13 protein-coding genes are annotated in these 11,852 nt (G+C 56.3%); all 13 read right to left on the bottom strand.

The annotated features are described in order from the left end of the window. Position 1: 1 nt before the first annotated feature. The 13 genes from OHL22_RS13365 to OHL22_RS13305 all read right to left on the bottom strand — a co-directional run bounded on the left by OHL22_RS13365 (position 2) and on the right by OHL22_RS13305 (position 11,831). Positions 2 to 973, bottom strand: coding sequence for a TOTE conflict system archaeo-eukaryotic primase domain-containing protein (locus OHL22_RS13365; RefSeq protein WP_263338097.1), 972 nt, complete (start codon positions 971 to 973; stop codon positions 2 to 4). Between the two features lie 136 nt (positions 974 to 1,109). Further along, positions 1,110 to 1,472, bottom strand: a complete 363-nt coding sequence (locus OHL22_RS13360) for a hypothetical protein (RefSeq protein WP_263338095.1) — start codon at positions 1,470 to 1,472, stop codon at positions 1,110 to 1,112. A gap of 14 nt (positions 1,473 to 1,486) precedes the next feature. Continuing rightward, positions 1,487 to 1,780 carry a hypothetical protein gene (locus tag OHL22_RS13355; protein ID WP_263338093.1) on the bottom strand — a complete coding sequence of 98 codons (294 nt, stop codon included), beginning with the start codon at positions 1,778 to 1,780 and terminating at the stop codon, positions 1,487 to 1,489. A 511-nt stretch (positions 1,781 to 2,291) separates the two neighbouring features. Further along, positions 2,292 to 3,080 (bottom strand): replication-relaxation family protein, encoded by a 789-nt coding sequence (locus OHL22_RS13350; protein WP_263338091.1) that lies wholly within the window; start codon positions 3,078 to 3,080, stop codon positions 2,292 to 2,294. Continuing rightward, positions 3,077 to 3,577: a hypothetical protein gene (locus OHL22_RS13345; protein WP_263338089.1), complete on the bottom strand. Its 501-nt coding sequence runs from the start codon at positions 3,575 to 3,577 to the stop codon at positions 3,077 to 3,079. Before OHL22_RS13345 ends, OHL22_RS13350 begins: the two co-directional genes overlap by 4 nt. Then, positions 3,574 to 4,257, bottom strand: a complete 684-nt coding sequence (locus OHL22_RS13340) for a hypothetical protein (protein ID WP_263338086.1) — start codon at positions 4,255 to 4,257, stop codon at positions 3,574 to 3,576. The genes OHL22_RS13345 and OHL22_RS13340 overlap by 4 nt, the downstream gene beginning before the upstream one ends. A gap of 8 nt (positions 4,258 to 4,265) precedes the next feature. Then, a complete protein-coding gene (locus OHL22_RS13335; RefSeq protein WP_263338084.1) occupies positions 4,266 to 5,027 on the bottom strand; it encodes a hypothetical protein in 762 nt (253 codons plus the stop codon). Beyond that, the gene (locus tag OHL22_RS13330; RefSeq protein WP_263338082.1) at positions 5,024 to 6,820 is read right to left on the bottom strand and encodes a type IV secretory system conjugative DNA transfer family protein; all 1,797 of its coding nucleotides are present in this window, start codon (positions 6,818 to 6,820) and stop codon (positions 5,024 to 5,026) included. The genes OHL22_RS13335 and OHL22_RS13330 overlap by 4 nt, the downstream gene beginning before the upstream one ends. Before the next feature lie 2 nt (positions 6,821 to 6,822). Beyond that, positions 6,823 to 7,059, bottom strand: coding sequence for a hypothetical protein (locus tag OHL22_RS13325; protein WP_263338080.1), 237 nt, complete (start codon positions 7,057 to 7,059; stop codon positions 6,823 to 6,825). Continuing rightward, entirely contained in the window at positions 7,056 to 7,901 is an 846-nt protein-coding gene (locus OHL22_RS13320) for a TrbG/VirB9 family P-type conjugative transfer protein (RefSeq protein ID WP_263338077.1), read from the bottom strand. Before OHL22_RS13320 ends, OHL22_RS13325 begins: the two co-directional genes overlap by 4 nt. Positions 7,902 to 7,983: 82 nt before the next feature. After that, positions 7,984 to 10,575, bottom strand: coding sequence for a hypothetical protein (locus OHL22_RS13315; protein WP_263338074.1), 2,592 nt, complete (start codon positions 10,573 to 10,575; stop codon positions 7,984 to 7,986). 242 nt (positions 10,576 to 10,817) lie between these two features. Then, positions 10,818 to 11,111, bottom strand: a complete 294-nt coding sequence (locus OHL22_RS13310) for a hypothetical protein (protein ID WP_263338072.1) — start codon at positions 11,109 to 11,111, stop codon at positions 10,818 to 10,820. Positions 11,112 to 11,123: 12 nt separating this feature from the next. Then, positions 11,124 to 11,831 (bottom strand): VirB8/TrbF family protein, encoded by a 708-nt coding sequence (locus OHL22_RS13305; RefSeq protein WP_263338069.1) that lies wholly within the window; start codon positions 11,829 to 11,831, stop codon positions 11,124 to 11,126. Between the last annotated feature and the right edge of the window lie 21 nt (positions 11,832 to 11,852).

The raw sequence follows: 11,852 nt of genomic DNA, 5'->3' as shown, positions 1-11,852 counted from the left end.
CCTATGCCGTGTGGCGGCGACGGATGGGTCTGCCGAGTGCTTCGCGGATGTCTTCTTTGCGGCAACCGGCGAAGCACTTGTAAACGAGCGGATTGGATTTCAGGATTTTGAGATTGTCGCCGTGGCGGTCCCGGCCCGCACTTGCGCACGATGGACAGCGTGCAACCCAGTTCTTGGGATCGCGTTCGCGCGTGTTGATCTGGACATGTTCGAGAATCCGGAACTCCTTGTATCCGGGTGGGAGGACCGGGGGAATGTATGGCTCACGCTTCGGCGGCAAGTACGCCTCAGGCAGCGTCATCCCTTGGATGAACGTTTGAAGTTCGACTTCTGTCAGCTTCTTGAGGCCACGGATGTAGTCGATCTGCGCTTCCGGATTCGGAGCCGACTCATAAAACCAGTAACGCCGGTTAGACTTCCGATGCACGCCCATCGGTGCGCGGATGGCGTTCCCGTACTCGCCATCTTCAAGGCGATCCTGTTTGGGAAAGACTTCGATGCCCCGTTTAAGACCCGCACCAACGATCGGAACGCCGAGACGCAGGGCGAGATTGTATATATAGATGCGCGCCTCGGAAGCCAACAGTGGCGAATGCCCAAATATCCAAAGGTGGCCACCGCGCCGGGACTGTTCTAGGGCCGCTTCGACGCCGTCCTGCTTCAGTTCCCACTGCAACCTGGAAAGTGCCTCAATTGCGCCGTCGAAATCCGCATCGATGGCGACCCACTTTGTACGCTGGGTCACCGGGTTGATGGAAAACAGATTGATAGTGATGTCGCCGTTTAGATGCATCCGAATAACATCGGCATTGAGTGGCTTAGGTTCGTCCGTGGTTTTATCCTTCGCGAGAAAGTAAGGGAAGCTGCCGTCGGCTGCCGGACGTATGAACTGCATCCCGTACGCCAAGCGGTTCACGAAGAGCTGGATGTACTCTCGAGCCGTTTCGCGGCTAACGCAGAAGTGTTCGTACATGGCGGTCCCTCCCGATTCCGGCAGTGTTTGTAACCCGCTTCCAAAACTCGGTCAAATTCGTGCGAATTTTGTAGTTTGCACGCCTCGGGAGGGGCCGTTGTTGGCTACAGACCGGCGGACATGCGGTGAGATCGGCTCAGGCCTCGGCCAGTTCCCGCTCCTCGATCAGCAGTTCGGGGCGATCGACAAATCGGAACAGGTCGTACATTTTGAAGGTCAAGTCGAACGCTTCGGCGCTGAACCGGTCGTCGTAGATGTCGTCGAAGGAGAGCATGAACATGTCACCGGATTGCCGATCATAGACGTAGATCGCGCCCGATTCCGCATCGCCCGGAACCATGGAGAGGATCATTGCTCCCCGCGGTCCCTGGATGAGGCGGGAGAGTACTGCCTCTCCGGTTGTGAGAAATGCGCTAACAGTTTGCTCGATGTTGTGGCCGATAGCGTGGCGCCAGTTGAGTAAGTGGTGGGCTGACAGCGTTCCGAATGGACCGTTCATAGAAACTCCTTTCCTTAGGTGCAAGGTGGTTCGTTGAGATGACGGATCCGAATGGCCTCACGGAATGCGCGAAACGTAAGGACCCAGAGATGCAAAAGGGTTGTGAGCGCGCCGGCTAACAGGACCGGCAGCAGTGCGCGTTCAAGGTGGTTGAGGTACGGAGCGACGTCCGGCTCGCGCATCAATCGGAACCCGTACCAGTCGAAGACGGTGAGTCCCAGAGTGGTGGCAAGCCGGACAACGGCAAGTTTGGTAAGCCGGGACGCGGTCTGAAGGTGCATGGAAGGCCGAGCAATGTTGCTAGGCATAGGTGTTCTCCTGGGACTGTTGTGTGCGGTTAACGGGCGGTAGATTGTTGCAGATCGGCGGTGTAGCGATGAGACTTCGAATTATTTCGAGGTTCGGTGAGGAGTAATGTTCGGCAGCTTCGCCGCTGGCCCCTGCTTGCGAGAGGTCATCCGTGCGGCTTCTCGATAGGGTTTGAATAGAGATTTGTGCAGTAGAGTGCTGTGCTGCGGGTCCCTGGAGTCGTGGTCTGGAGTGCCGAACTTCAAGACACGTCGCAGGTGGGTTAGGGTGTTTCTCTAATGGAGCGTGATCGCCGCGCCAACCCGCACACGGTTACCGCACCATCACGGCCAGCCCTTCCTCTCAATGGCCTTGTGTTCCAAAGCCTCCAAAAACAACGGGTAGTCAGAATGTATGTTCTTGCAAGAACAAGAGATGGCGGGAGTCGTTTCCGCTCAATGGGAAGAAGCTGGCAGGCAATGGGAAGTCAATCGAGATGAGACACCGTGCAGCCACTGGAGCGAAGATGCTCTACGAATTGCGAACGGCGGGAACGGCAAAAATCATTCTGAACGGCACAACTTCGGATTCTTCGCCGCTCAAAAGCGTGTTCGCATCGAGTGGATTCTGTCGAAAGGATTCGCTCAGTGCAATACCCACTCTCTTCTTCGCCGTGCGCATTTCGTCGGCCAGCAGGTACAGCACATTGCGATCCGATGCCAGATAGAGCGCAACATCGACGGTCTTGTCGCGGTCGAGCATCTGCCGAATCTCCCTATACCGGGTTGCGCCCTTCGGCGTTCGCTCGTATTCAATGCCCACTGCACGCAATTGCCCGTCGACAACAATCTCGGCCACTGCGTCGTAATCCTTCGACTCCCCGGCGGGCAAAACCGTATTGCGGGAAGACACTTCCAACTCGCTGAGCCACGACCGGAGGATGCCGTGCTGCGCGAGCGCAAGACGAATTCGCACCAGTTCGATTGCGTGCGGCACCTGGGAATGGTGGAGGATCTGTTCGGCAGAAGAGGGCAGGGACACGAGAGAATGCCCGCGCGACTCGAGGACCCGCAGCCCATTCGGAGTGATCACGAAGAACGGCTCGCCGAGAAAACCGTCTTCTTCGATCCGTTCGACAAGGCCATGATGCTGCAGCCGAGTGACACGCCAGTCGGCGCTGCGGCGCGTCTTCTCGATTCCTTCAAGGAGCAAAAGCAGCCTCAGCTGCCGGAAAGAGATCGCGCGCGCATTCCGGATATGAATCAAGACGGGCAGATCTCGCTCGTTCGAGATGTCGATGAAGCCCTTGAAGTATCTCATGCGCACTCCTGGCCAGAGGCTTCTATCAGGCTCAAGGCGCGGCTGCGTGGAACCATCCGCCAGGTTCCTAACTCGCTCCTGATCCAGGCATCCGGCCGCATGAGGAGCATGGCTTCGAACCGCGTTCCCCTTCGGCTGATCGAGATGGGTTGCACGCCGGGCGAACTCCAGTCCGAGTTGTCGAAAAAAACCTGGCCTTGTATACCGTCTGTGACCGTGACCAGATACTCGTCGGGTTCGGCGTTCGGGCACTTTTCCCTCACCAGCAGGTGGGTTCTGCCTCCGTAGATTTTCGGGATCCCACAGACAAAAGTCGCGCCAACGGCGCGGAGGGGGAACTCGGGATGAAAGCCGCTCGAACGGTTGAAGCGAACCTGCCCGGCCCAGATCCAGTTGTGATCGATTCGGCTTCCGTGACGGATTCCAGCCGAGTTGAACCAGGCTGGCTGGCGGCCGGCTCTACGGCCAGCCCACCAGTTGCTCCCGAAACCGATCATGCACACGCGCACGGTGCGATCGCCTCGAGCAAATCCTGCACCAGGAGACGGGCCGCAAGATTGCGTTCCGCTCCGGCCCGCTCGCGCCCAATGGCGAAGAGCCTGATCTTCAGGAGTGAATCGACGGTTTTGTCTTGCTCCTGAACCTGGCGCAGCAGTTCACCTAGTTGTCCCATGAGAAGGATGAATTCGGCCTCCTCGTTTTCCTCGCGCGGTACTAGCGTGCACACGTATTCGCTCCACTCCGGGACATGCGAATCGCTCAGCCGCGCTCGCTTATAGCTACGCCAGATCGCGAAAGCAGGGCTTTCTTTTTCGAGGCGAAGGATTAGCCTCTCCATCACCAGCTTGGGTGACTCCGCTGTGATCGCCGCGGGCTCGGCGGGCGCTGCCTGCATCATGAGTCGCGTCATGTCGGCAAAGATCCTGTTATTCAGCGTCACCAATGCCCGGGTACGCGCAGGCTCATCGAACGCCTGGAGGCGATGCAGTTCTACATCCACTTCCAAGGGTACGGCCAGGTTGCGTACCGCATAGAACTGCAGATAGAGCGTTGTCATCCCGAATGCCGTGATGTACCCGCGGTCCTGGGACGGAACATCTGTTTCGATATAGGCTCGCCATGATTCGGCATTCTTGAATTCGAGGCGAGAACGGAATGGAGAGGGGGATGTCGGCATGCCGTAGTCTATGCTCCCTTGAGCGTTCGATTTCGCTGCCGCTCCTGTTCGAGCAGGGCCGTCGTTTGGTTCAAACGCTCCCTCAGATTCTGCTCCGTATTCTGCATTGCTTCAATTCGCCGCTCGAGCAAAAGAGCCTGCTGTTCGAGATCCGAAGTACTCGCCATATCGTGAGTCGCTGCCGACTTTCGTGTGCCAGCGGGTGTGGGAATCATCTGCTCCGTCCTGGCAGCAGCTCTTGGCCCCTCGATCAGGCGCTCGACTTTTCGCTGCGTTCGCACGTCGGCCCGGCTCTCTGAGGATGATTTCCCAGCAGCTTGGTCGGCGGCCAGAGCTAGAGCGGCGTTGTGTTTCTCGACAAGAAGGTTGTATTCCTTTGTCCGCCGCGCAATCTCGGCGTGGTCGCTGACTCTCCCATTCCAGAGTTCCGTGATCAGACAGGCCGCAATCAGTTCCTTCTTCTCATTCGATCCGAGGCTGAGGATGTACAGGGTTGCGACCGAAGCGAAAAGAGAGAGCCCAATTGCGTTCGACCAGAAGAGAAGATTGTCCAGAGTTTTCGCGACGACGGCCGCGCGCTCCGCCGTTACTTGCCCGCCGTAGTCCACTTGGCCGGGATTCACTTTTCCGAGAGCATAATCGAAGAATCCCTGATGGCTCTTGGCCGATTCTCCCGCAGCCTGCGGAGTTAGTTGCGTCTGCGCGAAGGCTGCCCCATGTAGCCAGAATCCCGCCAGCACCACAAACAGGGTCGAACGCGCCCAATTCATTCTCGACCTCCCGTCAGCCTGGACAGCGACACTCCCGACGATCTCCGCTTTGCGCGCGCTTCACTTTCTTCTTTGAAGCCCAGATTGGCGCCGATATTCGGATCGACAATGCTGTTCATGCGCGGGTAGAGGTCGAGGTCAAAGCCCGTCAGGTGGAACGACGGTTGACGGCGTGCGTGAAGATGAGAATGTAAAGTTCCTTCCCGCGGATCGGCCATTAGAATCTCCATCTGGCCGACAGGAAGATTCTTGATGTGCTCCTCCCGGGCGCGCGTTTCGCGTGCATCGCTCTCGCTGCCCATCCCGGTCTCCATATACTTTGTGGCAAAGATGCCCGTACGGCGAACCGAAAGTGTACGCCGCTTGGTCGCCACGCGCGACGACGCCTTGAGGAACCACTGTACCGTGTTCTCTTCTGAGCCGTGCATGATCATCTTTGTTGCAGGCGCGGAGATCACTTCGTCAGCAAATGCTTGGCCCAGTTTTTGGAATTGGGGAACGGCCTGCGTGGAGAAAAGCATCATGACTCTGGCGCCGCGCGCGGTCTGAAGACCGTGGGGAAAATCCGGAAAGACGAAAGGGCCGATCTCATCGAACAGGACGCTCAGGTACGGTTCGTTGGGGTCGCGCTGCGCGCGGGACTGCGAGTATCGTTTGCCGATCGTCAGTTGGATGTTCTTGAGAAGGATCTTTCCGAGCGCTTCGCACGCCCGCTTGTTCTTGTTCAGATTGAGCGCAATCCACAGAATCAGCCCTTCATCGACAACCTGGTCCGTTGTGAGATTGTCCTGATAGGAGCCGGTAATTATGGAGAGGTTGTCCTCCAGAAATGTGACCAACTCGTTCAGAAGGCCCTGAATCTTCTCGATTCTGTCCCTGTCCTTGAAGGACCGGAGAAGCATCTTTGCCGACATCTCGAAGGTTTGACGCGCCTGAACAGAGATATTGGGAGTGGATGCGATCCGTTTTCTGGCGATCTCGATTTGTTCTGTCAGGACGTCTTCTTCGAGTGCCATAACCAGAACATCGAAGGTGTTGAACACCTTTCCGGTGTAATGGAGGATACGCACGAGATCGTAGAGGTAGGCTTCCTGATGTCCCTCAAAGAAATCTTTGGCCAAGCCAAAGCTCTGAAACACGAAGTTCACATGCTCCTGATAAAGGTCTTCTGGAGAGACGAAGGGGTTGTACTTGGCCGACCTCTGAGGACTTGTCGGGTTAATCACCCGGAGGTCCTGCATCCTGCCGGCCGCAGTAATTTCCGGCAACAGATCTTCGAGAAACTCCTCGTCACCCTTGCCGTCGAAGACGATCATGGGCATCGGGCGGCCTCCGTAGGTGCGATGCAGGTCCTGGACGATGATGTTTTTGAGGAAGGTCGACTTTCCCGCGCCGGTTCCGCCGGCGATGATCCCATGCCGGGTCCGTACAGCATCTGGCCAGAGCCAGGGTTCCCCGTGGACGTTGTATCCGAGGACAGTGGCTCCCGTTTGCCGCGCGTCGTCGACGATTTTCTGGTCCTTGCTCGCCGCAATAAAGAGAGGCGGATGGGGCCAATGGGACTCCTTGCGCATTCTCCTGCCGATAAAATGGCTCAGCACCAGCATCAGTCCAAATAACGAAATGATGGCGTAACAGAAGATTTCAAGGCACTGCGCATTTGTCATGTGCAGCCGCGACATCGCAACATACCAGAGCCCAGCACAGATCGCGCAGCCCAGAAGGATGACAGCGCCTGTGAGATCGTCAGCGGATGGCGTAGACGGCCGGCCGGATTGGTACTCGGGACTCATCTTTATCTCGTAACACTGAAGTAGACGAATACACCGGCAGCAGTGAGGCCGACTCCTGCCAGAATGACGAGCAACTTGCTGGGTCTCCACCTTCCACGCGTATCGATGGGTGTAAGGTCATCTTCGAAAAGGCGCAGCAAGCTGCTCTTGGCGCTGCTCTCGGGGTCTTCGCGGTAGAGCAAATGGAGTGCCCGCCGAACATCCGCCAAGATTACATAGCTTTGGCCTTTGGCCGTCACAATACGACCTCGGCTGTCAGCGCGTTATTTTGAAAACTCCCGAAATCCAACTCGTAAAGCGTCGGCGCACTTTGCTCGCTGCCACTGATGGTGATAATGCCAGTCGTGGCTTGCCCCGGTTCGAGGTTCGGAATCAGCACCTTAGCCTGGATCACATCGATGGGGGATCCCTTCGTTGCCTTGAAACGGGAGGCAGTTTGCTGGTTGAGTTGGTGATCGCGGAGGCTCAGAAGCGAAATCGGGATTTCTGTCGGGCGGGGCTGAAACACGTCGGGCGTGTTCACGCGGAACGGATCGGTCGATTGATTGCGGAGAGAGAAGCGAATAACAAGTTGGTCTTTCGAACGTAGGACCTCTTCAATGCGCACGGCGATTTCGCCGGGGTGCTGCTTTTGATCGTCCAGAGTGATATTCTCCGAGCGCATCAATGCCTCGTCCTCCTCTTGCATCGATAGTTGGCGGCGATTTTCAGCTGAAAGGGAGGCGGTTACCGCACTCTGCTGTGCGGTATGCGCTGACGGCGGAATCCGCACGAGCATATCCATCTTCGACAAATCGCCGGCGGGGTCGATCTCGTAGATCAATTGACGCGTTGTCGTCCAGATGAAGAGGTTTGTGGCTGCATTTTCCCGCAGAGGCTCAACGAAGAGCTTGTCTCCGCTACGCTCAATCGCGAAGCTGCTGTGATCGGCGATCGCGAACATCGAGATTGGTTCACCTGGGTCGATCACAGTGAAGTGATTCAGCGTCGTGTGAATGTGGGGCGTCTCGGGGAAGGTCGTGGTCTGGGCAGCGGCAACCAAAGAGAAGGCGCCGATCGCAATCGTGGCGATAACTTTCATAACGAACTCCTCTGCCTTCACACCGAGCGTGGAAGGCTGCCCGGAGAAGCTGCGCAGTTGGCCAGCTTCTCCGACGCAGGGGTTAGGCGCTTTCCAGAAATTGCGGAATACGCGTGTCTTCGAATACAAGTGTGCGCTGTCCCGTGTACTGCCACAGGAAGAGCCACTTCTCTCCAATTGAGCCATCCGCATTCTCGATACGCTCGACCAGATAGGCTCTCTGCTGGTCGTCAAATCGGACGTATCCGTCGACAGTTTCCGGCATCCGCACGGGCACACTTAGGCCGTTCGTTTGTCGAGCAAACGCATCAACGATTTCCTGCGGAAAGGCGTGAAAGAGTACAGCTCCAGTGCCCTCGCCATTTGAGATGACGGTGTTCAGCGCCTGAGCCCAGCCGTTTCGATTCTCAACCTTCCCCTGGGCCCAATAGTGGAGCCAGAGGTGAAGGTCGCGGAAACGCTTCCTAGAGTACTCTTCGTTCTTCCAGAATGCGGCCTGGGCCTTGTTTCGTGCTTCCCATGCCTCAGTCCGGAGCTTCTTGTCCTCACACTGACGCAGCTCATTCCACTGCGCTTGCGTGGCTTCAAGGGTGTCCTTGAATGGTTGTGCTTCGTTAAGAATCTGGTGCACAACATCTCCGTAGATCGAGTTGACGAGTTGGCATTCCGTGAACATCTGTTCGGTATAGAAGTTCCCCTCAAAGAGTCCGCGGAAGTCCTCGATGTTCCTCTTTTCTTCGAAGACGTTGCCTAGTTCCTTGCGAAGGTAGTTGTACAGCCTGCCGACTTTGTCGGTGCCCGCGATTTCGAGGTACATTGGTAGATCGGTTACGCGCGTCGCCTGTTTCAACTGCAGCCAGGGGGCATCGGCAACCTCTCCACGAATGCGGTCCACTACCTCTTCTTCGACCTTGACGCCCCACTTCAGCGCATCGAGAGCATTCTGCAGCTGAACAGCGAGTTCTTCGGACTCCTGAACCCGTCCCGCGGCAATACAGGAGGTCTTGAGGTTGGTGATGGCACCAATGCTGTACCTCCCGCTTCCGCGAGCATTCATTGCAATATGTTCCAGATTCCACCAGAGTGCGTGGGCCTTCTTGGTCTTGTTTTTTCCGGTATTCTTCTCGCCGGCATCGAATTGACATTCGGCTGCAAACCGCCCCTCGACGAACTTCGGGAACATGTCGGAAGGAATGGCGCAGACGGTGTCGAAGTCGAAGTCTCCTCCATTGCGTTTCGCGGTTTCCGAGTGGAGGATGTACGCTCCATCCATTCGAAGCTGCCGCTCAAGGATATGGGTGACGAGATAGTCCGGGAGGTCGTTCGATCCCAATGCCTGTTTGAACAGTGGGATCAGTTCGCTGTCGCTGAGATGCCGAACTGGAAGCAAATCGCGTTCGGATCGCACTGGGTAGCGGACACACAGACTCCTATCCGCACTCAGCGAGGTGATGGCGCCATCTCGCGGTAACCAATCGGAAGCCGCAAAGATCTTGCCTTCATGCTCGATGAGTATCCCGTCATCTACGAGCGCAAACGAGGGCAGAAAGAATCCGCTGCTCACCAGCATTCGGTAGATCTTGCGTGCGAATTTCCGATTGAGATGGTTGAGGACGTGAGGGATTCGAATTGCGATTCCACTCTTGTCCGCCATCAGCACTGCGTCAACCGGATCCCAGGTTTCGATTTCAGTCTCTGATTCCCGATCAAGTGCGTCCGGGTCGAAACTGGTGTCGTCAACTTTGACGTCCAGATTCGGGCTCTCGGATTTCCCAAGGAGCTTCAACAGACCGCTGTAATCGCCGGTGTCGAATGCCTTGGTGATGGATCGGATATTCTCGATCCCTCTGACTTTGATTTCAGTCTCGAAGGATTCGAGCGATGCGTTCTCGACGAGAGATGCGCTCGAGGAAAACTCTGATTGTTTCGACCACTGCCGAAAGCCGAGCACTGCCGGACCATTGAATAAACGGCCCGAAGTGCGCAGCTTGGGTAGGAGCCGTACGGGTTCCTTGAGTTCAGGTTTGCAGGCGCTCTCAGGAAGAATCATGTCCACTTCGAGCAGATCGGCAGCATGATCGCTGAAAGGCTTGACCGCGCCCTTAAACTGGAGTTTGTCGCCAAGCGTGTAGCCTAACCGGAACTGGGTGAACCAGGTCGGGAGAAGCTGCGCTTTGCGATAGAGGGATTTACGAAGCCAGCCGCGGCAGTCGTTTGTTCCAAGAACGTGATCCTTGACAACCACGACGCGAAGATCGGCCTCCTCCAAGATGACCCGGCAATCGGAGATCAGGACGGAGAAGTACGTCACCATTGCCTCTGGCCAGCGCTGGTAACGTTTCGCAATTGCCTCGTGATGTTCGGCGTCGACAAAGTAGAAACGTGTTTGCTTTGCCGAACCGCTTACCCCTGCCAACTTGAACAAGATGCCTTCGTAGTCGAAATTCTTCATGCGCTTCTCGACTTCGGCTTCTTCATACGCTGACAGGTATTCAGGCGTCGTGACGCGCGCCACTCGGATACCCGGATAGAGTCGTCCGAGTAGTTTGTCGTCAAGCCTGTCCTCACGGCCAGGTTTGACTTCTTTCGGCTTGACGTCTCCAGTTGCATCGATTTCAAGTTCGACAATCACTTTCCAATCGTCTGCAATTTGCTGAGTCGTTTGCGTAGTCATCGTTATCTCCTCACTCATCTGGCGCATCAGAAGGCTGAGAGACTGTGCTGGACCAGCAATGTCTCCAGACGCCTGGCGCCCACGTTTTGGGTGGGTGTTTACTGAGCCAGGCTTCAGGTGCCAAAGCTGGTCAGCGGAATTCCTCGCCACACAAGTGACAAGGTTTCAAGAGAGGCAGACATCGACCGGATGTTCAGGCGTGTTTCCTCTTTGAATCCCGTTGCTGACCGTTATTGTCCCTGCTATTTCTGCAGCGGACGCTTCACAAGAGTTGGGGTACCTCCCTGTATTTCTGCTTCCACGCGGTAGGACATGAGCACATGGATCACGCCTGATTGCTGGAATGCCTTGATTAACGCCTGATTCTCATCTCCCGCTTCTTCACCCAGTTCCGGGCGTCCATTTTGTCCTCCGGCTTTGCTGAGAAAAAAGCGTGGCGTGCCCTCGGCCGATTGCTTTGATTTCCGCTTCTTTCGAGTATCAGACGAAACGTGCTCCGGCTTTACCTCGGGCAGTTTAGCGATGGTTGTATCCATGAATTCGCCTTTCTACTGCTGGGAATTGGGCGTGTCCTGTGCGGCGAGGATCTGATCTCTGCGTTCTCCGTCAAGCTGGCGTTCGTTGTATCTCGAGATCCAGAGTCCGTCCGGATTCGTCTTCGAGCGCTGATCGGTGACCAACTGGATCTGGTACTCGCCGACGAAGTGATCCGTAGTTTCCGCGCCGTTTACGACGTGATGCACGTCTTTGACGCCGTATGCGACATAGGTAAGGTATTGGCCGGAGACTTTGTCGAGTTCCCGAAGATGGAACACCGATTGAATCTGATCGCTGTCGATCTCGCCGCGGGCATTTGCATCGGTAAGTGCCTTCCTCGTCATGCCGCGGAGATTCTTCTCCATCATGTTGAGGCTGATCATCCAATGCTCATCGACGTTCGCAGGCGTGTAGTTGAGGTAGTTTGTGAGGAATCGCTGAACGAACGTCTGGTTCAGGAACTCGTCATTGCCCGGCTTTACCGTCGCAGCGACATTCTGCGAAGCATCATTCCCGATGACCGTTGTCTCTCCATGCGGACCGATTCGGATCACCGTCTCCGGTTTCATCCGGACACAGATCGCGAACACTACGGCGATCACCGTGCTCAGAAGGGACAGGACGGTGATGACCCACCACCGGTTGCGGCTCGCAATATCGGTGCCGTTCACTTCGTAGTACTCCGGGCGGACGTCTTCAACAGTGCTTCTCGTGGCCATCTTTGGCTCCTTCCATCTGAA

The sequence above is a fragment of the Acidicapsa dinghuensis genome (genome assembly GCF_025685685.1).
In the GTDB taxonomy this organism is placed as follows: Bacteria; Acidobacteriota; Terriglobia; order Terriglobales; family Acidobacteriaceae; genus Acidicapsa; species Acidicapsa dinghuensis.
The sequence above is the reverse complement of the archived record's forward strand: the minus strand, read 5'-3'. Positions and strand labels throughout refer to the sequence as shown.

Bases quoted from the DNA above. Each gene is read 5' to 3' on its own strand.
- OHL22_RS13315 (WP_263338074.1), bottom strand. From the start codon at position 10,575: ATGACTACGCAAACGACTCAGCAAATTGCAGACGATTGGAAAGTGATT.
- OHL22_RS13365 (WP_263338097.1), bottom strand. From the start codon at position 973: ATGTACGAACACTTCTGCGTTAGCCGCGAAACGGCTCGAGAGTACATC.
- OHL22_RS13320 (WP_263338077.1), bottom strand. From the start codon at position 7,901: ATGAAAGTTATCGCCACGATTGCGATCGGCGCCTTCTCTTTGGTTGCC.
- OHL22_RS13330 (WP_263338082.1), bottom strand. From the start codon at position 6,820: ATGAGTCCCGAGTACCAATCCGGCCGGCCGTCTACGCCATCCGCTGAC.
- OHL22_RS13335 (WP_263338084.1), bottom strand. From the start codon at position 5,027: ATGAATTGGGCGCGTTCGACCCTGTTTGTGGTGCTGGCGGGATTCTGG.
- OHL22_RS13360 (WP_263338095.1), bottom strand. From the start codon at position 1,472: ATGAACGGTCCATTCGGAACGCTGTCAGCCCACCACTTACTCAACTGG.
- OHL22_RS13355 (WP_263338093.1), bottom strand. From the start codon at position 1,780: ATGCCTAGCAACATTGCTCGGCCTTCCATGCACCTTCAGACCGCGTCC.
- OHL22_RS13305 (WP_263338069.1), bottom strand. From the start codon at position 11,831: ATGGCCACGAGAAGCACTGTTGAAGACGTCCGCCCGGAGTACTACGAA.
- OHL22_RS13340 (WP_263338086.1), bottom strand. From the start codon at position 4,257: ATGCCGACATCCCCCTCTCCATTCCGTTCTCGCCTCGAATTCAAGAAT.
- OHL22_RS13310 (WP_263338072.1), bottom strand. From the start codon at position 11,111: ATGGATACAACCATCGCTAAACTGCCCGAGGTAAAGCCGGAGCACGTT.
- OHL22_RS13345 (WP_263338089.1), bottom strand. From the start codon at position 3,577: ATGATCGGTTTCGGGAGCAACTGGTGGGCTGGCCGTAGAGCCGGCCGC.
- OHL22_RS13350 (WP_263338091.1), bottom strand. From the start codon at position 3,080: ATGAGATACTTCAAGGGCTTCATCGACATCTCGAACGAGCGAGATCTG.